Below are 19,991 nucleotides of genomic sequence, written 5' to 3' on the forward strand. Positions count from 1 at the left end.
GGATAAGGCCCTGTCATGACCGATTCTCCTGCCGTTACCCCCAGCACCGCCGCCCAGGAGCGCCGCTCCTGCACCAAGGCGCCCACCGCGCCGCCCGCCACGCTCTTTCTGTTCGGCGCCAATGGCGATCTGGTCAAGCGACTGCTGATCCCCTCGCTGTACAACCTGCTGCGTGACGGCCTGCTCGACGACCGCACCCAGATCATCGGCGTCGACCACAATCCCAACACTGACGAAGGTTTCGCCGACCGGCTGGAAGCCTTCATCCGCGACCAGGCCGAAGCCAAGGGCAAGTCCCGGGACGAGGCGCTGGATGCCGATCTCTGGGGCCAGTTGCGCGGGCGCATCCGCTATCTGCAGGGTGACTTCCTCGAAGACGCCACCTATCAGGCGGTGGGCGAGCGCATCGCCCAGGCCGACACCGACAATGCCGTCTTCTACCTGGCTACCGCCGCGCGCTTCTTTGGCGACGTCGCCGAGCGCCTGGGCAAGGCCGGGCTGCTGGAAGAACGCGAAGACGCCTACCGCCGACTGGTGGTGGAAAAGCCCTTCGGCGCCGACCTGGCCAGTGCCCAGGCGCTCAACCAGCGCCTGCTGGCGAACATGGACGAAAAGCAGATCTATCGGATCGACCACTACCTGGGCAAGGAGACGGTGCAGAACATTCTGGTCAGCCGGTTCTCCAACGCGCTGTTCGAGTCGTTCTGGAACAACCACTACATCGACCATGTGCAGATCACGGCGGCCGAGACCGTGGGCGTGGAGTCGCGGGGCGATTTCTACGAGAAGACCGGCACCCTGAGGGACATGGTGCCCAACCACCTGTTCCAGCTGCTGGCCATGGTCGCCATGGAGCCGCCGGCGTCCTTCAATGCCACCTCGGTGCGTGACGAGAAGGCCAAGGTGGTCGGCGCCATCCGCCCTCAGACCACCGAAGAGGCCCTGGCCAATTCGGTGCGTGGCCAGTACGCCGCCGGGACGATGAACGACAAGCCCGTCAAAGGCTATCGCGAGGAAGAGCGGGTCGATCCGCAAAGTCAGACCGAGACCTATGTGGCGCTCAAGCTGTTCGTCGACAACTGGCGCTGGGCCGGGGTGCCCTTCTACCTGCGTACCGGCAAGCGCCTGACCGCGCGCGATACCGAGATCGCCATCTGCTTCAAGCACGCGCCCTACGCCCAGTTCCGCGATACCAAGATCGATCGGATGCGGCCCAATTACCTGATCATCCAGATCCAGCCCGACGAAGGCATGTGGTTCGACTTCCATGCCAAGCGCCCGGGACCGCTGGTGGAGCTGGAAAACATCCGCATGGGCTTCGCCTACAGCGACTTCTTCGAGATGCAGCCCTCCACCGGCTATGAAACCCTGATCTACGATTCCCTGATCGGCGACCAGACCCTGTTCCAGCGCGCTGACAACATCGAGAACGGCTGGCGCGCCGTGCAACCCTTCCTCGACGCCTGGCAACAGGGTGGCGCGGTGGAAAGCTACGCCGCGGGCAGTGCCGGTCCCGCCGGTGCCGATGAACTCCTGCAGAAGGACGGCCGCTCATGGCATCCGCTGACCTGACCCCCATCGACCTGCTGGTGTCGGATATCGACGGCACCCTGGTGCGTGACGACAAGAGCCTGAGCGAGGCGGTGATCGCCGCCGTCAAACGGCTGCAGGCGGCCGGCAAGGCCATTACCCTGGTCAGCAGCCGCCCGCCGCGGGCGCTGCTGCCGCTGGTACGGCAACTGGGCATTCATCAGGCGGTGGCCGGTTTCAACGGCGGCAATCTGGTGGAGGCGGACGGTACCCTGATCCGCGCCCATCGCCTGGCGGAGCCGGTGACGCGCCAGGTGCTGGAGCGGCTGGACAATGAAGCCTTCGAGGTCTGGCTGTTCGCCGATGACCTCTGGCTGACGCGCGATGGACAGGGTGCCTACGTTCCGCGTGAAACTCGGGCGCTGGGATATGGGCCGACTGTGGTGAAATCCTTCGAACCCTATCTGGATCGGGTCGACAAGATCGTCGCCGCCGGTAGCGATCATGCCGGCCTCGAAGCCCTGGAAGGCGAGTTGGGCGAGCGGCTGGGGGAGGGCGCCACGGTGCTGCGCTCCCAGCTCTATTACCTCGACATCACCCATCCCAAGGCCAACAAGGGCGATGCCCTGATCGAACTGGCCCAGGCCGCGGGCGTACCGGTGGCGCGCACGGCGGCTATCGGCGATGGCAGCAATGACGTGCCCATGTTCCGCCAGGCTGGCCTGGCCATCGCCATGGGCCAGGCCGGCGCAGGGGTACGGGAAGCGGCTGACCGGATAACGGCCAGTAACCAGGAAGATGGCCTGGCCCAGGCCATCGATCGGTGGATTCTGGAAAGCTGATATCGGTCGGTCGATGTTGGGCTTCGCTTGCCCTCAGCCCAACCTACAGGATGCCTAGGTTGGTTTGAGGCGGTTCCACCGCCGAAGCCCAACAGGGCCTGCCTTCGCACCAGGTGGAAAAGGCTGCGCCGTTTTCCACCCTACGCGGGGTCAGGCGGGCGCTCCCTCTCCCTCCGGGAGAGGGCCGGGGTGAGGGCCGCCCCAACCCGCGCTACCCCGCCTTCTCCTCCCGATACCCCCGCACATGCTCCACCAGCGCCCGCAGCTTGGGCGCCAGGTTGTGGCGGTTCGGATAGTAGAGGTAGAAGCCAGGAAAGGGCGGCAGATAGTCTTCCAGCACCCGCTCCAGTTCACCCCCCGCCAGATAGGGGCGGAAGGTGTCCTCCATGCCAAAGGTGATGCCGCCTCCGGCCAGGGCGGCGCGCACCATCAGCAGCATGTCGTTGGTGGTGATCCGCGGCGCGACGGCCACATCGAAGGCGCGACCGTTCTCGCTGAATTCCCAGCGCCAGGGCGCCACCTCCGGGGCCGGGCGCCAGCCGATGCAACGGTGGCCCGCCAGTTCGCGCGGGTGCCGGGGTCGGCCATGACGGGCGAAATAGCCCGGGGTCGCCACCGCCACTTCGCGCTGCGGTCCGGTCACCGGAATGGCAATCATGTCCTGCTCGATCACCTCGCCCAGCCGTACGCCGGCATCGAAACCACGCGCGACGATATCGAATTCCTCGTCGGTGACGGTGATGTCCAGGGTCACCTCCGGATAGGCCTCGACGAAGCTGGCCAGCAGCGGCCCATCGAGAAAGCGCTCGGCGATGGAGGTGGCCGCGACCCGCAACAATCCGCGCGGCGGGCCGGCGTGACTGGCGTCTTCCAGGGCGCCGAGCAGACCGGCCAGGGGTCCGGCAATCTGCCGCTGCAGGCGTTCGCCAGCCTCGGTCAGGCGCACGCTGCGGGTGGTGCGCTGCACCAGCGAGCTGCCCAGTTCGTCTTCCAGGCGGCGGATGGCCTGGCTGACCGCGGAGCGGCTGACGCCCAGGCGATCAGCCGCCACTCGGAAATTCTCCGCCGTGGCCACCACGACGAAGACCTTGAGCAGATTCAGATCGGTGTGCATTGGTGAGTCTGGCTAACCATGGCAGTCAGGAGCGGGGGAATTATCACGACAATGAGCCTTCGCTAAGGTGGTGGCAAGCCTGGAAGGGCGCAGTGCCGGAAGAGCACGCAGCCGGCCAGCAGGCCGTCCAGGCAAACCACCCCATTCGAGAGGAACACTTCATGGCTATCGACAAGGTCGTACTCATTACCGGCGCCTCCAGTGGCATAGGCGCGGGCATCGCGCGCGAACTGGGCGCGGCCGGCTGCAAGCTGCTGCTCGGCGCGCGCCGCAGCGAACGGCTGGAGGCCCTGGCGGCCGAGATCAACGCCGCGGGTGGCGAAGCCGCCTGCCGCCGGCTGGACGTCACCGACAGCGCCGACGTGGTCGCCTTCGCCCAGGCGGCTCGCGAGCGCTGGGGCCGGGTGGACGTCATCGTCAACAACGCCGGGATCATGCCGCTGTCGCCCATGGCCTCGCTCAGGACCGAAGAATGGATGCAGATGGTCGACGTCAACATCAAGGGCGTGCTCAACGGCATCGCCGCGGTGCTGCCGGAATTCACCGCCCGTGGCGCCGGGCACATCATCAACCTGGGCTCCATCGGTGCCCTGTCGGTGGTACCCACGGCGGCGGTCTATTGCGCCACCAAGCACGCGGTGCGGGCGATCTCCGAGGGACTGCGCCAGGAGCGTGACGATCTGCGGGTCACCTGCATCCATCCGGGTGTGGTGGAAAGCGAACTGGCTTCCACCATCACCGATCCCGCGGCGCGGGCGATGATGGACGACTATCGCGCCATTGCCCTGCAACCCGACGCCATCGGCCGCGCGGTGCGCTATGCCATCGAGCAGCCGGACGATGTGGACGTCAACGAGATTGTCGTCCGCCCGACCCGCAGCGCCAACTAGACGGTCTCGGCCAGGGCTTCGAGAAAGCGCTCCAGCACCAGATTCGGTCGCCGGCCCTTGCGGGTGACGGCGGCCAGGGTGGTGTCGAAGTGAAAGCGCTCGGGATTCAGGGCGCGCAACTGACCCTGGGCTACCCAGGGCTGGGCGACGTGGTCGGGCAGGTAGCCGATGTAGCAGCCGGTGAGGATGAGAAAGGCCACGCCTTCGCGATCCGAGGCGCGTGCCGTGCAGTTCAGCGCGGCATGGCGTTCGTGGCCGTCCTGGTTGAGGAGGTGATTGGGGCCGACGGCGTCCTGAGCGGCCAGGAGGGCGTCGTCCAGCGCCGCGTCGGCCACCGCGAACAGCGGATGGCTGCGGCTGCAATAGAGCAGGGCGCGTTCCTCGTAGAGCGGCAGGTAGTCCAGCCCGGCCAGGGCATTGATCAGCGGCAGCACGCCCAGGTGCAGGTGGCCGTCGAGCACGCCGGTCTCGATCTCGCCGGGCAGGGTCATGCCGATGTTGACCACCACCCCCGGCGCGGCGCGCTTGAGCGCGGCCAGGGCATGGGTGATGCGCATGCGCGGCTGGGTCACCAGGTTGTTGATGATGCCCAGGTTCAGTTCGCCACGCAGGTGCTGGTGCAGCTGGTTGACCTCGCTGCGGAAGCCTTCCAGGGCGGCGAACAGCGACTGGCTGGCCTTGAGCACCTCGCGGCCTTCGTCGGTCAGGGAGAAACCGGCGCGCCCGCGCTGGCAGAGGCGCATGCCCAGGCGTTTTTCCAGGTCGTTCATGTGCAGGCTGATGGCCGAGCGGGTGATGCCCAGCCGGCCTTCGGCGGCGGTGAAGCTGCCGCATTCCACCACCGTCTTGAACAGTCGCAGCAGGCGGATCTCGAAATCGCCGACCTGGGCGAGCAGGGCCTTGCGCGTCGTCTTCATGGCTGCCACCGCAAATGCGGGACAGCATAAGGCGCCGTCGGGAGCGGCGCCAGCGACCGGTTTCAGGCGCCGATCAGGACCCGGCTGCGCTGCCGGGTGACCTGCTTGACCACCCAGACCGCGGCGATGCAGCAGAGCAGGGTGATCAGCGTCAGGCACAGGCGGGTGCCCAGGTACTGGGCGAAGTTCTGCTCACCCAGCAGGCGACCCAGCACGCGATAGGCGCCGGCGAGATAGCCGTGCAGGAAGTAGATGGCGAAGCTGTAGGCGCCCAGCAGGGCCATGCCCTTGGTCAGGCGGCTCTCGGCGTATCCCGGCGCCTTGATCTTCTGGCTGAAGACCGCGAACAGCAACAGGCACAGTGCCAGTTTCTGCAGCCCGTAGAAGGCGCTGTCGAGTACTGCCGCGCCACTCAGCAGCAGCAGGGCCGCCAGCAGCCAGTAACGCGCCTGGGGCCGTTGCAGCCGCTCGCGCTGTTCGCAGGCCAGCATGCCGCAGAGGTAGATCGGCAGGAAGTGCAGGGCCGCCAGCAGCGGATCGGCGTCATTGATCGGGCGATCGGAAACCAGGAAATACAGCAGGCCGACCATGGTCGCCGCCGGCAGCAGGCCATGCTTGACGATCCACTCCAGGGCCGGCGCGAGCAGGAAGATCAGCGTCAGCGCCGGAATGAACCACAGCGGACCCAGGTGGGCGCCAGTGGCCAGCAGCAGGGCGGTCTGGGCGAAGGGTGGCCAGTCGTGGAAGGCGTTCATGTCGATCCACTCGTGTTCCTGCTTCAGTCCGGAGACATAGAGCAGCACGGCGGGAATCGAGATCAGCAGATAGGGGAGGATGACGTTCTGGAGCTTCTTGCCCAGATAGACCTGGTAGCTGTATTTGCCGAGGTTGTAGCGAAAGAAAAAGCCCGAGAGCGCGACGAAGATGCAGGTGGTTTCCAGCGACAGCAGATTGAGGGCGATCTGCTGGTGCTCGGTGGTCTGGTAGCTGCCCACGGTCATGTGGTGGAAAACGATGAGAACGGCCGCCAGGCCGCGGATCCAGTTGAGCTGAATCAGCATGGGGGAGGTTTCCTTGAGGAATAGCTGAACCGCGCGCTCTGCCTCGGAAGAGGGGCACGGGTTGGCAAAAGCGGAAGGTTGGCTACGCGGCAGAGACGGCGGACAGGCTACCGCGCCCGGCTGGACTACGCGCCGGGAAAAGAGGTGAGGCGAGGGTGCCTCGGCGCCACGGGACTACGGTGGCAGGCGGCCAGCTTAAAGTGTTTCAGGCAAGTTATTGATTACTAATCAAATTTGTTGGTTTCAAAATATTTCTATGGCGCCGAGTTGGCACGGATAATTGCGTCTATGAAGGGCTTTTCAGCCAATCCGTGACTGCATGAAGCGGTGTCGTTTCCCCCGCCAGTTTCTTTTGATTTCACTGGTTAGAACCCATGATTGGGTGAGTTTCAAGATGTATAGGCGCGAGAAAAAAACCATTTAACTCACGCAAGACTGGGCGCATTCTGCAGGCTCAATGTCACCGCCCGAGGCCCCGTCATGAACCAGCCGCTGACCGTTTCGCCACCTGTCGCCGCCCAGCTCAACCTGCGTGCCCACTGGATGCCCTTTACCGCCAATCGCGCCTTTCAGAAGGATCCGCGCATCGTGGTGGCCGCCGAAGGCAGCTGGCTGATCGACGACCAGGGGCGGCGCATCTATGACAGCCTCTCCGGACTCTGGACCTGCGGCGCCGGTCACTCGCGCAAGGAGATCCAGGAGGCCGTGGCGCGCCAGCTGGGCACCCTCGACTATTCGCCGGGCTTCCAGTACGGCCATCCGCTGTCCTTCCAACTGGCCGAAAAGATGGCCGAGCTGACCCCGGCGGGTCTGGACCATGTCTTCTTCACCGGCTCGGGTTCCGAGAGCGCCGACACCTCGGTCAAGCTGGCGCGGGCCTACTGGCGCATCAAGGGTCAACCCGCCAAGACCAAGCTGATCGGCCGGGCCCGCGGCTACCACGGCGTCAACATTGCCGGCACCAGCCTGGGCGGCATCGGCGGCAACCGGAAGATGTATGGCTCCTTCATGGACGTCGACCATCTGCCCCATACCCTGCAACCGGGCATGGCCTTCACCAAGGGCATGGCCGAGACCGGCGGCGTCGAGCTGGCCAACGAGCTGCTCAAGCTGATCGAGCTGCACGATGCGTCCAATATCGCGGCCGTCATCGTCGAGCCCATGTCCGGCTCGGCCGGGGTGATCGTGCCGCCGGTGGGCTATCTGCAGCGCCTGCGCGAGATCTGCACCCAGCACGACATCCTGCTGATCTTCGACGAGGTCATCACCGCCTTTGGCCGCATGGGCCGCCACACCGGCGCCGAATTCTTCGGCGTGACGCCGGATATCATGAACGTGGCCAAGCAGGTCACCAACGGCGCCGTGCCCCTGGGCGCGGTGATCGCCAGCAGCGCCATCTACGACACCTTCATGAACCAGGCCACGCCTGAGCACATGGTCGAGTTTCCCCATGGCTACACCTATTCGGCCCATCCGGTGGCCTGTGCCGCGGGTCTGGCGGCGCTGGAACTCATGGAACGTGAGAATCTGGTGCAGCAGGCCGCCGAGCTGGCACCTAAGTTCGAAGCCTCGCTGCATGGCCTCAAGGGCGCCAAGCATGTGGTGGACATCCGCAATTGCGGCCTGGCCGGTGCCCTGCAGCTCGCCCCGCGTGACGGCGATGCGGTAATCCGCCCGTTCGAGGCCGGCATCGCCCTGTGGAAGGCCGGCTTCTACGTCCGCTTCGGCGGCGACACCCTACAATTCGGACCCACCTTCAATGCCAGGATCGAAGACCTGGATCGCGTCTTCGCCGCGGTCGGTGATGTCCTCAATCGCCTCGACTGACCCTCTTTCCGGCGCTTCCCCGAGGAAGCGCCCATCCCTCGTACAAGGAGTCCCTTCATGAGCCTCAAGCATCTCATCGGCGGCCAGCTGATCGACGGTGGCAGCCGCCGCGCACCGGTTTACAACCCTTCCACGGGCGCGGTCATCCGCGAAGTGCCCCTGGCCGATGCGGCCACCCTGCAGCAGGCCGTTGATGCCGCCCAGGCCGCCTTTCCGGCCTGGCGCAACACCCCGCCGGCCAAGCGCGCCCAGGTGCTGTTCCGCTTCAAGCAGCTGCTGGAGAGCAACGAAGAGCGCCTGGTGCAGCTGATCAGCGAAGAGCACGGCAAGACCCTGGAAGACGCCGCCGGCGAATTGCGTCGCGGCATCGAGAACGTCGAATACGCCACCGCGGCACCCGAGTTGCTCAAGGGCGAATACAACCGCAACGCCGGTCCGAGCATCGACACCTGGTCCGACTTCCAGCCCCTGGGCGTGGTGGCCGGCATCACCCCCTTCAACTTCCCGGCCATGGTGCCGCTGTGGATGTATCCGCTAGCCATCGCCTGCGGCAACACCTTCATCCTCAAGCCCAGCGAGCGCGATCCCAGTTCCACCCTGGCCATCGCCCAGCTGTTCGAAGAAGCCGGCCTGCCCAAGGGCGTGTTGAACGTGGTACATGGCGACAAGGAAGCCGTGGACGGTCTGATCGACGCCCCCGAGGTCAAGGCGCTGAGCTTTGTCGGCTCCACCCCCATCGCCGAATACATCTATGCCCGCGGCACCGCCAAGGGCAAGCGCGTCCAGGCCCTGGGCGGCGCCAAGAACCATGCGGTGGTCATGCCCGATGCCGACCTCGGCAACACCGTCAATGCCCTGATGGGCGCTGCCTATGGCTCCTGCGGCGAGCGCTGCATGGCCATCTCGGTGGCGGTCTGCGTCGGTGACCAGGTCGCCGATGCCCTGATCGCCCGGCTGGTGCCGGAGATCGAGAAGCTCAAGGTCGGCCCGGGCACCCAGTGCGGCCTGGACATGGGCCCGCTGGTTACCGGCGCGCACCTGGACAAGGTCACCGGCTATGTCGTCGATGGCGTGGCGGCGGGCGCCAAGCTGGTGGTGGACGGCCGCAATCTCAAGGTCGCCGATCATGAAGAGGGCTTCTTCCTCGGTGGCTGCCTGTTCGATCAGGTCACCCCGGAGATGCGCATCTACAAGGAAGAGATCTTTGGTCCGGTGCTCTGCGTGGTGCGGGTCAAGAGCCTGGCAGAGGGCATCGCCCTGATCAATGCCCACGAATACGGCAACGGCACCTGCATCTTCACCCGCGACGGCGAAGCGGCGCGGCTGTTCGCCGATCAGATCGAGGTGGGCATGGTCGGCATCAACGTGCCGCTGCCGGTGCCGGTGGCCTACCACAGCTTCGGCGGCTGGAAGAGATCGCTGTTCGGCGACCTTCACGCCTACGGCCCGGACGGTGTGCGCTTCTACACCCGCCGCAAGACCATCACCCAGCGCTGGCCGCAACGCGAGGCCCAGGAGGCTTCGCAGTTTGCCTTCCCCAGCAACGGCTGAGCCTGTTCAAAAGCTGCTACGCGTCGGTCGAACGGCGTTGAAAATGCCCTGGGTCGCCAGCCCGGTTGGAATGCTCATTTACTACTTGTAAACCCGAGCGCAGGTCCGATCCGCTTCCTCAGCCATTTTCGCGGGGCCACCTAGGCCGTGTTTGTCGCTAGCTCGCGAGCCTTTGAATAGGCTCGAAAAGGCCCATTCCTTGGCCTGCCGCACAGCAGGCCGGCCAGGGAAGGCCTTACCCTTCGGCTGCCCTTAGCCGCCGAAGCCCCCATGCCTGCCCTTACCTTCACAGCCGTCGCCCGTCTCGGGTGTGTGATTGGCCTCCTGCTCGCGAGCCTGGCCGGCTGTAGCAGCCAGTCCGCCCAGGACATTGCCCGGCAATTCGGCAAGACCCGCCCCAGCGAATTCCTGCAGACCAGCTCCGACCGCATGGCTACCCTCGCCATGCAGGCCAATCTGCAAAGTCTCTACCGGCTGATGAACAAGCTCTACCTGCGCAATCCGGCCGAATGGAAGAAGACCGGCCTGCCCGATGCCGCCAGCGCCGAGCGCGAGATCCGCATGGCCATCGAGCAGCAGCGCAGCCTGCCTGCGCTGGGCGGACGCAAGGACGTGGCGGCCCTGAGCTACGTGCTCGGCGACGACTACCGCGGCGACCGCGTCGGCGCCTTCATCTATGCCATCGGCAGCATGATCATCGCGGCCCACGGCAATCGCACCGAGTTCTACATCACCGATGTGGTGAATGCGCGCTTCGTCAACAACGCGGCCCGCAACATTGAGAAAGCCACCTGGCTGCTCGGCCAGCGCAAGAACGCCGAGGGCGAACCGCTGCTGTTCGCCAACGAGATCTCGGAGGAGGGCAGCAACCTCAGCTTCGCCACCGAGTTCGGCAAGATCGTCGCCCGCCTGGACCTGCTCGCCCAGTTGCTCGACGAGCGCTATCGGCGCATCGGCGTCAACTACGCCCAGAGTCTGCTGTTCATCAATTTCCTGCCGGTGCAGTAGCGCCTTCGACCGGGCGTCCCTTAGAGTCGAGCGACCTCGACAACCACAACAAGGGGTTCTCTCATGGTCGCTGCCTTGCGCATCGCCCTCATCGGCGCCGGCAACATGGGCCGCCAGCACCTGCATCATCTTCAAGCCGTGCCGAGCGCCCGGCTGTGCGCCCTGGCCGATCCCGATCCGAGGGCGGCCGAGCTCGCCGCGCAGTGGGCCGTGCCGCATTTCCGCGATCATCGGCAGCTGCTGGAAAGCGTGCGCCCGGAAGCGGTGATCGTCGCCAATCCCAATGCGCTGCATGTGGCCACCGCCCTGGATTGTCTGGATCTGGGCATCCCGCTGCTGCTGGAGAAGCCCGTGGGGACCACGTCAGCAGAGGTGGCTCAGCTGCTGCACGCCCAGCGCGACCAGCGCGTGCCACTGCTGGTCGGGCATCATCGTCGCCACAATCCGCTGATCGCCAGGGCTCATGAATTGTTGCGCCAGGGCGCGCTTGGCCGCCTGGTCACCGTCACCGCGCTGTGGCAACTGCAGAAGCCTGAGAGCTATTTCGAGAGTGCCTGGCGCCGCGAAGCGGGGGCCGGGATGCTGCTTACCAATCTGATCCACGACCTCGACCTGCTGCGTCATCTCTGCGGTGAGGTGCGCCAGGTCCAGGCCTTCGCCGACAACGCCCTGCGCGGCTACGCCAATGCCGACAGCGCCGTGATCAATCTGCAATTCGAGAGCGGCGCCCTGGGCAGTCTCACCGCCAGTGACGGCGCCGTCGCGCCCTGGAGCTGGGAGCTCACCAGTGGCGAGAATCCGGTCTATCCCCACCAGCCTGACCAGTCCTGCTACCTCTTCGCCGGCACCGAAGGCGCCCTGAGCGTGCCGCAGCTGCGCCTCTGGCGCTATGCCGAGCCGGGCGCCGGCTGGCACCAGCCGCTTGCGACAGAGGTGCGGGCAACGGTCCCGGACGAGGCCTTGCGGCTGCAGCTGGAGCACTTCGTGCGGGTCGCGCGGGGAGAGGAGGCTCCCCTGGTCAGCACCGAGGATGCCGCCCGTACCCTGGCGCTGGTGGCCGCCGTGGAGCGTGCCGCCGCCAGCGGCACGGCACAGCACCCGGCAGCGCCCTTGCCAGACTAGCGGTCCTTACAGCGGCTTGGTCAGTTCCTTGGCGCGGTCATAGGCCTTGGAAAAACCCTTGAGCGACAGGCTTTCGCTGGCGGTCTCGCCATTGGCGACCGGAGTGGTCACGGTCAGGCGACCGCCGCGCTGCAGCTGCTTGAAGACGTCACCGACGAATTCCACCGGCACCACGCAGCCCTGGGGGATGCAGGTGTGGAAGGGCCGATTCTCCAGGCTGCGCTTGTCGATCTGCAGCGAGATCGGCTTGGTCACCGCCACGCCAAAGGGCAGCACCAGGATGCCGTCCACACCTTCCCGATTGGGGCGCAACTCGGTGACCAGCATGCGCTGGCCCTTGGCGCTGTCCTTCTGCTGGGTGATGGCGCACAGCTGCGCGGAGCGGTCCGCGTTGCGGGCGATGCGGCAGATCACCTGCCAGTCGCCATACTTCTCCGTGACTGACGGCTGAGGTTCCTGGGCGTTGGCAGGCGCCGACTGGGCGAAGGCCTGGCCGGCGAGCAGCAGGGGCGCGAGGAACAGGGCCGAGCGGATGAAGCGCTGAGACATGGAGAGTCCTTGGCAGGAGGGAAAGAGCCTCAAGGGTAGGGCATCGCTCCGCCAGGGAACACCCCGGCACGACGATCAGACCTTTTTGACGAACTCGGATTTGAGCTTCATCGCACCTATGCCATCGATCTTGCAGTCGATGTCGTGATCGCCGTCGACCAGGCGGATGTTCTTGACCTTGGTGCCGACCTTGACCACCAGCGACGAGCCCTTGACCTTGAGGTCCTTGATCACGCTGACGGTATCGCCGTCCTGCAGGGGATTGCCGACCGCATCGCGGATCACCTTGGCTTCAGCCGCGGTACCGACGTCCCCGGGCGTCCATTCATGGGCGCATTCCGGGCAGATCAGCTGATCGCCATCGGCGTAGGTGTATTCGGATGCGCAGAGGGGACAGGGTGGCAAAGCGGTCATGGGGGGGCACCTGGCTGGAAAAGCCGCGCATTGTATAGGGTTTTAGCCCGGCGCGGGTGGGGGCCATGCCCTAGGCTGCCAGCTGTACCTCGACCACGGTACCGTGGTCGTTGCGGTAGTGCGCCTCGCCACCGAGCTGTTCGGCCAGGCTCTTGATGATCTTGAAGCCCAGGCGCTGGCTGGTACGCGGATTGAATTGCGGCGGCATGCCCCGACCGTTGTCGGCGATCCGCAACAGCAGTCGCTGATCGTCGCCGCGCTGCAGGCTGATGCTGATCAGGCCACGCTGGCCGGCGTCGAAGGCGTGCTTGAGGGAATTGGTCACCACCTCCGCCACCAGCATCGACAGGGTGGTCAGACGGGGCAGGTCGAAATTGAGCGGTTCGGCGGTGATGGCGCAGGAGACATTGGCCTGGCCCGCGGCGGCCAGCAGATCACTGGTCAGCAACTGCAGGTGATGGGCCACTGGCTGATCGGCATCGGCGGGGTCGTGCAGGCGCCGGTGGATGCGCGAGATGCTCTCCAGCCGCGAACGGGCTTCTTCCAGGGCCTGGGACGCCTGGCTGTCGCCGGGCAACTTGAGTTGCTGCAGCATGAGCAGCGAGGCGATGAACTGGATGTTGTTGGCGACCCGGTGCTGCAACTCCTGGAACATCGTCGTCTGGACGTTGTAGAGGTCGTGGATCACCTGCTGTTCGGCGCGCAGCCGGGCGCTGGCTGTGTGCATGAAATGGATCAGCACGATGTCGACGCTGACGATGACCACATAGAAGGCCAGGGCCAGGGCACCCTGGGGCCCTACGTCGAAGGTCCAGCCCGGCGGAATGAAGAAGTACCAGGCGGCCAGTCCGGACAGCACGGCACACAGGGTGCCGGCGCGGCTGCCGCAGAAGAAGGCAGTCAGGATGACGGCGGGAAAGAATGTCAGGTAGGGAAAGCCCTGCATCAGGACGTCCACCAGGGCGAAGCGTGCCGCCAGGGCCAGGGCGAATGCCAGCAAGGCGAGGCTGTAGGCCAGTGCCGGGCGGGCGCGGATCCTGCTGCTGAGATCGCTGATCCAGTGACGACGAGACGACGGATCCAAGGCTCTGACCTGCGGGGTAGACGGCGGCGGCGCAAGCTTAACGCAAAGCCGTCTCGCTTGGGCGGATGGTGGCACCAAAGGTGGCTCTGTCCGGCTCGACGGCGATTTCCTGTACAAGGCCTGCACCTTCCCGAGCGAAATGGCTGGCTCTGGGCGGGACGAGGGTTTTTTCTTGTACAGAGTGCCCTTGGTCGTACAAGTCAGGATGGCAGCGAAACGTTATGGTCAAACGATTACGTCTTTAACCATCACAGGATTCGCTCATGAGTTGCCAGCGCGTATTGGTCGCCGAAGATGAGCCCGTCCTATTGGATCTGCTGCAGGAGCTGTTCGAGGGCTGGGGTTATCAGGTGCATGCCTTCGGCAGTGCCGATGCGGCCTGTGCCTTTCTGCAGGACGAGCAGCCGCAGCTGGATCTGCTCTTCACCGATGTGCGCATGCCGGGAATCCTGAGCGGCGTCGACTTGGCACTGCAAGCCCGTGGGCGGCAGGCCAATCTGCCCATCGTCATCACCTCGGGCTATTGCGACGACAATCCCGCTCGCGCGGCACGAGCGACCTTTCTGCCCAAGCCCTGGGATCTGGAGGCGTTGCACCGCAGTTGCCCGCCGCCCGGGCGCCAGGGGCGCTATGCCTAGACCCTTTGCAGGGGCGGTAAGTTGCGCCCATGAAAAAGCCCGTAGCGGTCGCCCGCTACGGGCTTTTCAGATTTTGGCTCCGCGACCTGGACTCGAACCAGGGACCCAATGATTAACAGTCATTTGCTCTACCGACTGAGCTATCGCGGAACAACGGAGCGTATCTTACTGATAGATAACGGGAAGTCAAGCCTTGGCAGCGCCTTGAAAAGACGCTGCCGGAAGTGCCATCTTAGCCCTTCAGGACGGCGGCGATGGCCTGGATGGTCGGTGGCAGATTGCGCTCGTTCAACGCCGCCACACAGATGCGTCCGGTGCTGACCGCATAGATGCCGAATTCGCTTTTCAGCCGCTCGACCTGCTCGGCGGTGAGCCCGGAGTAGGAGAACATGCCGCGCTGGGCGTTGACGAAAGCGAAGTCGCGAGTGGCGCCAGCCGCAGCCAGGCCTTCCACCAGGGCGTTGCGCATGGTACGGATGCGCTGGCGCATCTCGCCCAGTTCGGCTTCCCACAGGGCGCGCAGCTCGGGATTGCTCAGCACGCTGGCGACGATGGTGGCGCCATGGGTCGGCGGGTTGGAGTAGTTGGTGCGGATCACCCGCTTGACCTGGGACAGCACCCGGGCGCTTTCCTCGCGGCTCTCGCTGACCAAGGTCAGGGCGCCGACCCGCTCGCCATACAGCGAGAAGGATTTGGAGAAGGAGCTGGAGACCAGGAAGGTCAGGCCGGAGTCGGCGAACAGGCGTACCGCCTGGGCGTCTTCCTCGATGCCGTCGCCAAAGCCCTGGTAGGCGATGTCGAGGAAGGGCACCAGGTTGCGCGCCTTGACCACGTCCAGCACCGCCTGCCAGTCGGCCGGTTGCAGATCGACGCCGGTGGGGTTGTGGCAGCAGGCATGCAGCACCACCACCGAGCGCTCCGGCAATGCCTGGAGATCGGCCAGCAAACCTGCGCGGTTCAGGCCATTGCTGGCGGCGTCGTAGTAGCGATAGTTCTGCACGGGAAAGCCGGCGCCCTCGAACAGCGCGCGGTGGTTTTCCCAGCTCGGGTCACTGATGGCGACCACGGCATCCGGCAGCAGCCGCTTGAGGAAGTCGGCGCCGATCTTCAGTGCACCGGTGCCGCCAACGGCCTGCACGGTGATGGCGCGGCCTTCGCGCACCAGGCTCGACTCGGCGCCGAACAGCAGGTGCTGGACGGCCTGGTCATAGGCGGCGATGCCCTCGATGGGCAGGTAGCCACGCGGTGCCTGGGCGGCCACGCGCTGCTGCTCGGCCTCGGCCACGGCGCGCAACAGCGGAATGCGGCCCTGCTCGTCGTAGTAGACCCCCACGCCCAGATTGACCTTGTGCGGACGGGCATCGGCGTTATAGGCCTCGTTCAGGCCAAGGATGGGGTCGCGGGGTGCCATTTCGACGGCGGAGAACAAACTCATGGGGCAGGGGCTCGAATGAGGGGTGAAGGGAAGGGCGGAACGCTTAGGAACCAGGAGTATAGCCCCCTGCAGGCACCATCGCGACCCGACCTCGGTAGGAGATTTCCTGACGTGCGGCGCCGCAGGCGGATTGCAAAGGGGTGCATGCGACCTCATCTAGGGCCTTCCAGCTTTTTCCTCGTCCACACCGCCCTGACCTTGCGTCGGCGCGGTGGTGTCCGTGCATTTCCGCGCTCTTGAGGCAGCCATGTCCGCATTCCAGCTCTCCACTCGCTACACCCCGGCCGGCGACCAGCCCGAAGCCATTCGCCAGATGGTGGAAGGCCTGGAGGCGGGCCTGTCGCACCAGACCCTGCTCGGCGTGACCGGCTCGGGCAAGACCTTCAGCATCGCCAACGTCATCGCTCAGGTGCAGCGCCCGACCATGGTGCTGGCGCCGAACAAGACCCTGGCCGCCCAGCTCTATGGTGAATTCAAGGCCTTCTTCCCGAACAACTCGGTGGAGTACTTCGTCTCCTACTACGACTACTACCAGCCGGAAGCCTATGTCCCCTCGTCGGACACCTTCATCGAGAAGGACTCGTCCATCAACGACCATATCGAGCAGATGCGTCTGTCCGCCACCAAGGCGCTGCTGGAGCGCAAGGACGCCATCATCGTCGCCTCGGTGTCCTCGATCTACGGCCTGGGCAGTCCCGAGGCCTACCTGAAGATGGTCCTGCACCTGGATCGCGGCGACCGCATCGACCAGCGCACCATCCTGCGTCGCCTGGCCGAGTTGCAGTACAGCCGCAACGACATGGAATTCGCCCGCGCGACCTTCCGGGTGCGCGGCGACGTCATCGACATCTTCCCTGCGGAATCCGACCTGGAAGCGGTACGCATCGAGCTGTTCGACGATGAGGTGGAAAGCCTGTCGGCCTTCGATCCGTTGACTGGCGAGGTGATCCGCAAGCTGCCGCGCTTCACCTTCTATCCCAAGACCCACTACGCCACGCCACGCGAGACCCTGCTGGGCGCCATCGAGAACATCAAGCGGGAGCTCGCCGAACGCCTGGAATGGCTGCGCAGCCAGAATCGCCTGCTCGAAGCCCAGCGGCTGGAGCAGCGCACTCGCTTCGACCTGGAAATGATCCTCGAACTGGGCTATTGCAACGGTATCGAGAACTACAGTCGCTACCTGTCCGGGCGGGGTCCGGGCGAGCCGCCCCCCACCCTCTATGACTATTTGCCGAGCAACGCCCTGCTGGTGATCGACGAATCCCACGTCACCGTTCCGCAGATTGGCGCCATGTTCAAGGGCGACCGCTCGCGCAAGGAAACCTTGGTGGAATACGGTTTCCGCCTGCCCTCGGCGCTGGACAACCGGCCCCTGAAATTCGAGGAGTGGGAGGCCGGTGCGCCCCAGACCATCTTCGTCTCGGCTACCCCCGGTCCCTATGAGGAAGAGCACGCCGGCCGCGTGGTCGAGCAGGTGGTGCGCCCCACCGGCCTGGTCGACCCCATCATTGAGATCCGTCCGGCCACCACCCAGGTGGACGATCTGCTCTCCGAGATCCGCTTGCGGGTGGCCCAGGAGGAGCGGGTGCTGTGCACCACCCTGACCAAGCGCATGGCCGAGGACCTCACCGACTACCTGGCTGACCACGACGTACGGGTGCGCTACCTGCACTCGGACATCGACACCGTGGAACGAGTGGAGATCATCCGCGACCTGCGCCTGGGTACCTTCGACGTCCTGGTAGGCATCAACCTGCTGCGCGAAGGCCTGGACATGCCGGAAGTCTCCCTGGTGGCGGTGCTCGACGCCGACAAGGAAGGCTTCCTGCGTTCCGAGCGTTCGCTGATCCAGACCATCGGCCGGGCGGCGCGCAACCTCAACGGCAAGGCCATCCTCTATGCCGACAACATGACCGGCTCCATGCAGCGCGCCATCGACGAGACCGAACGGCGGCGCAACAGGCAGCTGGCCTTCAACGAAGAACACGGCATCGTGCCCCAGGGCATCAAGAAGGACATCCGCGACATCATGGAAGGCGCCGCGGCCCCGGGTGCCAAGGGCAAGCGCCGAGTGGCCAAGGCCGCCGAGGACCAGGGCGAATACGCCGCCGAACTGCGCTCGCCGAGCGAGATCGGCAAGCGCATCCGTCAGCTCGAAGAGAAGATGCTGCAACTGGCGCGCGACCTGCAATTCGAATCCGCCGCCCAGCTGCGCGATGAGATCCAGGCACTGCGCGAGCGCCTGGTCCAAGTCTAGGAGCCTGTACCTGTTCTGCTGCGCGTCGGCCAAGCTGCGTTGAAAATAGCTTCGGAATGCTCATTTACCCTTCGTAAACTCCGCTTCCTCAGCTATTTTCGCCTTGCTTGGTTCTAGCTCGCGAGAACATGAACAGGCTCGGGCTTTCCGCCAACTGGCAGCGCCAGGGCTGGCGCTGCTACCATTCCGCCTTTGTCCCTTCGCGTTTTTCGAGAAAGCCGATGACCACCGTTCGCACGCGCATCGCGCCGTCGCCCACCGGCGACCCGCATGTCGGTACCGCCTATATCGCCCTGTTCAACCTCTGCTTCGCCCGTCAGCACGGCGGTCAGTTCATCCTGCGCATCGAGGATACCGACCAGGTCCGCTCGACCCGCGAATCCGAACAGCAGATCTACGACGCCCTGCGCTGGCTGGGCATCGAATGGGACGAAGGCCCCGACGTCGGCGGCCCCCATGGCCCCTATCGGCAGAGCGAGCGCGGCGAGATCTACTGGAAGTACGCCCGGGAGCTGGTGGAGAAAGGGCATGCCTTCCTCTGCTTCGCCACCCCGGAAGAACTCGACCAGATGCGCGCCGAACAGCAGGCACGGGGCGAGACCCCGCGCTACGACGGTCGCGGCCTGCGGCTGACCCCGGAAGAGGTGCAGCAGCGCCTGGATGCCGGCCAGCCCTATGTGATCCGCATGAAGGTCCCGGAGGAGGGCGTCTGCGTCGTCCCCGACCTGCTGCGTGGCGAGGTCGAGATCCCCTGGGATCGGATGGACATGCAGGTGCTGATGAAGGCTGACGGCCTGCCCACCTACTTCCTCGCCAACGTGGTCGATGACCACCTGATGGGTATCACCCACGTCCTGCGCGGTGAAGAGTGGCTGCCCTCGGCGCCCAAGCTGATCAAGCTCTACGAATACTTCGGCTGGGAGCAGCCGCAGCTCTGCTACATGCCGCTGCTGCGCAATCCCGACAAGAGCAAGCTCTCCAAGCGCAAGAATCCCACCTCGGTGACCTTCTATCAGCGCATGGGCTATCTGCCCGAGGCCATGCTCAACTACCTCGGCCGCATGGGCTGGTCCATGCCCGACGAGCGCGAGAAATTTACCCTGGACGAGATGGTCGAGCATTTCGACCTCCAGCGCGTCTCCCTGGGCGGTCCGATCTTCGACGTCGAGAAGCTCTCCTGGCTCAACGGCCAGTGGCTGCGCGAGCTGAGCCCCGAGCGCTTCGCCGCCGAGGTGCAGCAGTGGGCGCTCAATCCCGAGTACCTGCTCAAGATCGCCCCGCTGGTGCAACAGCGGGTCGAGACCTTCAGCCAGATCGCCCCGCTGGCTGGCTTCTTCTTCAGCGGCGCCCTGAATCTGGATCCGGCGCTGTTCCAGCACAAGAAGCTGTCCGCCGACCAGGTCCGCCTGGTCATGCAGCTGCTGCTGTGGAAGCTCGAAGCCCTGCGCCAGTGGGACAAGGAGCGCATCACCGCGGTGATCCAGGCGGTCGCCGAACACCAGCAGCTCAAGCTGCGCGACGTCATGCCGCTGCTGTTCGCCGCCATCACCGGTCAGGCCAGTTCGGTCTCGGTGCTGGACGCCATGGAAATCCTCGGGCCGGACCTCACCCGCTTCCGCCTTCGCCAGGCGGTCGAGTTGCTGGGTGCGCCCTCCAAGAAGGAAACCAAGGAGTGGGAGAAGCTGTTGGCCGAACTCGGCTGATCGCCTCCCGGCCGGCCCCGACGTCGGGGTCGGCTTCCGCCTCGCGCCA

General features: G+C 65.3%; 17 protein-coding genes and 1 tRNA gene. 10 read left to right on the top strand and 8 right to left on the bottom strand.

The window, feature by feature from the left end; genetic code table 11:
* The first annotated feature begins 15 nt into the window (after window positions 1-15).
* Entirely contained in the window at window positions 16-1,572 is a 1,557-nt protein-coding gene (gene zwf / locus PVZ72_RS06140) for a glucose-6-phosphate dehydrogenase (protein ID WP_273861451.1), read from the top strand.
* Window positions 1,554-2,372, top strand: coding sequence for an HAD family hydrolase (locus tag PVZ72_RS06145; protein ID WP_273861452.1), 819 nt, complete (start codon window positions 1,554-1,556; stop codon window positions 2,370-2,372). The genes zwf and PVZ72_RS06145 overlap by 19 nt, the downstream gene beginning before the upstream one ends.
* A 211-nt stretch (window positions 2,373-2,583) precedes the next feature.
* On the opposite strand, the gene PVZ72_RS06150 is transcribed toward PVZ72_RS06145, so the two are convergent.
* Window positions 2,584-3,486: a LysR family transcriptional regulator gene (locus tag PVZ72_RS06150; RefSeq protein ID WP_273861453.1), complete on the bottom strand. Its 903-nt coding sequence runs from the start codon at window positions 3,484-3,486 to the stop codon at window positions 2,584-2,586.
* Between the two features lie 161 nt (window positions 3,487-3,647).
* Between PVZ72_RS06150 and PVZ72_RS06155 the strand changes: the two genes are divergently transcribed.
* Window positions 3,648-4,376: an SDR family oxidoreductase gene (locus tag PVZ72_RS06155; protein WP_273861454.1), complete on the top strand. Its 729-nt coding sequence runs from the start codon at window positions 3,648-3,650 to the stop codon at window positions 4,374-4,376.
* Here the strand turns inward: PVZ72_RS06155 and PVZ72_RS06160 are convergent.
* Both PVZ72_RS06160 and PVZ72_RS06165 read right to left on the bottom strand, forming a co-directional pair.
* On the bottom strand, window positions 4,373-5,293 hold the full coding sequence (locus PVZ72_RS06160) for a LysR family transcriptional regulator (protein WP_133862425.1): 921 nt from the start codon (window positions 5,291-5,293) through the stop codon (window positions 4,373-4,375). The genes PVZ72_RS06155 and PVZ72_RS06160 overlap by 4 nt on opposite strands.
* A gap of 62 nt (window positions 5,294-5,355) precedes the next feature.
* Window positions 5,356-6,354, bottom strand: coding sequence for an acyltransferase family protein (locus PVZ72_RS06165; protein ID WP_273861455.1), 999 nt, complete (start codon window positions 6,352-6,354; stop codon window positions 5,356-5,358).
* 480 nt (window positions 6,355-6,834) lie between these two features.
* On the opposite strand from PVZ72_RS06165, the gene PVZ72_RS06170 reads away from it, so the two are divergent.
* The 4 genes from PVZ72_RS06170 to PVZ72_RS06185 all read left to right on the top strand — a co-directional run bounded on the left by PVZ72_RS06170 (window position 6,835) and on the right by PVZ72_RS06185 (window position 11,862).
* On the top strand, window positions 6,835-8,181 hold the full coding sequence (locus PVZ72_RS06170; RefSeq protein WP_273861456.1) for an aspartate aminotransferase family protein: 1,347 nt from the start codon (window positions 6,835-6,837) through the stop codon (window positions 8,179-8,181).
* A gap of 57 nt (window positions 8,182-8,238) precedes the next feature.
* Complete coding sequence (locus PVZ72_RS06175) at window positions 8,239-9,732, top strand: CoA-acylating methylmalonate-semialdehyde dehydrogenase (protein WP_273861457.1); 1,494 nt, start codon at window positions 8,239-8,241, stop codon at window positions 9,730-9,732.
* A 270-nt stretch (window positions 9,733-10,002) separates the two neighbouring features.
* Complete coding sequence (locus tag PVZ72_RS06180) at window positions 10,003-10,740, top strand: hypothetical protein (RefSeq protein WP_187979902.1); 738 nt, start codon at window positions 10,003-10,005, stop codon at window positions 10,738-10,740.
* 63 nt (window positions 10,741-10,803) lie between these two features.
* Window positions 10,804-11,862 carry a Gfo/Idh/MocA family protein gene (locus PVZ72_RS06185; RefSeq protein WP_273861458.1) on the top strand — a complete coding sequence of 353 codons (1,059 nt, stop codon included), beginning with the start codon at window positions 10,804-10,806 and terminating at the stop codon, window positions 11,860-11,862.
* Between the two features lie 6 nt (window positions 11,863-11,868).
* Here PVZ72_RS06185 and PVZ72_RS06190 read toward each other — a convergent pair whose 3' ends face one another.
* From PVZ72_RS06190 to PVZ72_RS06200, 3 genes are all read right to left on the bottom strand, one after another.
* The gene (locus PVZ72_RS06190) at window positions 11,869-12,411 is read right to left on the bottom strand and encodes an invasion associated locus B family protein (RefSeq protein ID WP_187979900.1); all 543 of its coding nucleotides are present in this window, start codon (window positions 12,409-12,411) and stop codon (window positions 11,869-11,871) included.
* 75 nt (window positions 12,412-12,486) lie between these two features.
* Window positions 12,487-12,825: a zinc ribbon domain-containing protein YjdM gene (locus PVZ72_RS06195; protein ID WP_158894478.1), complete on the bottom strand. Its 339-nt coding sequence runs from the start codon at window positions 12,823-12,825 to the stop codon at window positions 12,487-12,489.
* Between the two features lie 70 nt (window positions 12,826-12,895).
* Entirely contained in the window at window positions 12,896-13,909 is a 1,014-nt protein-coding gene (locus PVZ72_RS06200) for a sensor histidine kinase (protein ID WP_273861459.1), read from the bottom strand.
* A 263-nt stretch (window positions 13,910-14,172) separates the two neighbouring features.
* Between PVZ72_RS06200 and PVZ72_RS06205 the strand changes: the two genes are divergently transcribed.
* Window positions 14,173-14,547 carry a response regulator gene (locus PVZ72_RS06205; RefSeq protein ID WP_273861460.1) on the top strand — a complete coding sequence of 125 codons (375 nt, stop codon included), beginning with the start codon at window positions 14,173-14,175 and terminating at the stop codon, window positions 14,545-14,547.
* Window positions 14,548-14,621: 74 nt separating this feature from the next.
* On the opposite strand, the gene PVZ72_RS06210 is transcribed toward PVZ72_RS06205, so the two are convergent.
* Window positions 14,622-14,697, bottom strand: a tRNA-Asn gene (locus PVZ72_RS06210).
* Window positions 14,698-14,779: 82 nt separating this feature from the next.
* Window positions 14,780-15,982: an amino acid aminotransferase gene (locus PVZ72_RS06215; RefSeq protein WP_273861461.1), complete on the bottom strand. Its 1,203-nt coding sequence runs from the start codon at window positions 15,980-15,982 to the stop codon at window positions 14,780-14,782.
* Between the two features lie 247 nt (window positions 15,983-16,229).
* Between PVZ72_RS06215 and uvrB the strand changes: the two genes are divergently transcribed.
* Window positions 16,230-18,239, top strand: a complete 2,010-nt coding sequence (gene uvrB / locus PVZ72_RS06220) for an excinuclease ABC subunit UvrB (protein ID WP_187979897.1) — start codon at window positions 16,230-16,232, stop codon at window positions 18,237-18,239.
* Window positions 18,240-18,460: 221 nt separating this feature from the next.
* Entirely contained in the window at window positions 18,461-19,942 is a 1,482-nt protein-coding gene (gene gltX, locus PVZ72_RS06225) for a glutamate--tRNA ligase (RefSeq protein ID WP_273861462.1), read from the top strand.
* Window positions 19,943-19,991 lie beyond the last annotated feature (49 nt).

It is taken from the genome of Pseudomonas sp. LA5, from assembly GCF_028640825.1.
GTDB classification, from domain to species: Bacteria; Pseudomonadota; Gammaproteobacteria; order Pseudomonadales; family Pseudomonadaceae; genus Chryseomonas; species Chryseomonas aestiva.

What these genes read in the sequence shown, in the direction of transcription:
- zwf (WP_273861451.1), top strand. Translation starts at nt 16, where the DNA reads ATGACCGATTCTCCTGCCGTTACCCCCAGCACCGCCGCCCAGGAGCGC.
- uvrB (WP_187979897.1), top strand. Translation starts at nt 16,230, where the DNA reads ATGTCCGCATTCCAGCTCTCCACTCGCTACACCCCGGCCGGCGACCAG.
- PVZ72_RS06215 (WP_273861461.1), bottom strand. Translation starts at nt 15,982, where the DNA reads ATGAGTTTGTTCTCCGCCGTCGAAATGGCACCCCGCGACCCCATCCTT.
- PVZ72_RS06185 (WP_273861458.1), top strand. Translation starts at nt 10,804, where the DNA reads ATGGTCGCTGCCTTGCGCATCGCCCTCATCGGCGCCGGCAACATGGGC.
- PVZ72_RS06195 (WP_158894478.1), bottom strand. Translation starts at nt 12,825, where the DNA reads ATGACCGCTTTGCCACCCTGTCCCCTCTGCGCATCCGAATACACCTAC.
- PVZ72_RS06165 (WP_273861455.1), bottom strand. Translation starts at nt 6,354, where the DNA reads ATGCTGATTCAGCTCAACTGGATCCGCGGCCTGGCGGCCGTTCTCATC.
- PVZ72_RS06160 (WP_133862425.1), bottom strand. Translation starts at nt 5,293, where the DNA reads ATGAAGACGACGCGCAAGGCCCTGCTCGCCCAGGTCGGCGATTTCGAG.
- gltX (WP_273861462.1), top strand. Translation starts at nt 18,461, where the DNA reads ATGACCACCGTTCGCACGCGCATCGCGCCGTCGCCCACCGGCGACCCG.
- PVZ72_RS06155 (WP_273861454.1), top strand. Translation starts at nt 3,648, where the DNA reads ATGGCTATCGACAAGGTCGTACTCATTACCGGCGCCTCCAGTGGCATA.
- PVZ72_RS06180 (WP_187979902.1), top strand. Translation starts at nt 10,003, where the DNA reads ATGCCTGCCCTTACCTTCACAGCCGTCGCCCGTCTCGGGTGTGTGATT.
- PVZ72_RS06170 (WP_273861456.1), top strand. Translation starts at nt 6,835, where the DNA reads ATGAACCAGCCGCTGACCGTTTCGCCACCTGTCGCCGCCCAGCTCAAC.
- PVZ72_RS06150 (WP_273861453.1), bottom strand. Translation starts at nt 3,486, where the DNA reads ATGCACACCGATCTGAATCTGCTCAAGGTCTTCGTCGTGGTGGCCACG.
- PVZ72_RS06145 (WP_273861452.1), top strand. Translation starts at nt 1,554, where the DNA reads ATGGCATCCGCTGACCTGACCCCCATCGACCTGCTGGTGTCGGATATC.
- PVZ72_RS06205 (WP_273861460.1), top strand. Translation starts at nt 14,173, where the DNA reads ATGAGTTGCCAGCGCGTATTGGTCGCCGAAGATGAGCCCGTCCTATTG.
- PVZ72_RS06190 (WP_187979900.1), bottom strand. Translation starts at nt 12,411, where the DNA reads ATGTCTCAGCGCTTCATCCGCTCGGCCCTGTTCCTCGCGCCCCTGCTG.
- PVZ72_RS06175 (WP_273861457.1), top strand. Translation starts at nt 8,239, where the DNA reads ATGAGCCTCAAGCATCTCATCGGCGGCCAGCTGATCGACGGTGGCAGC.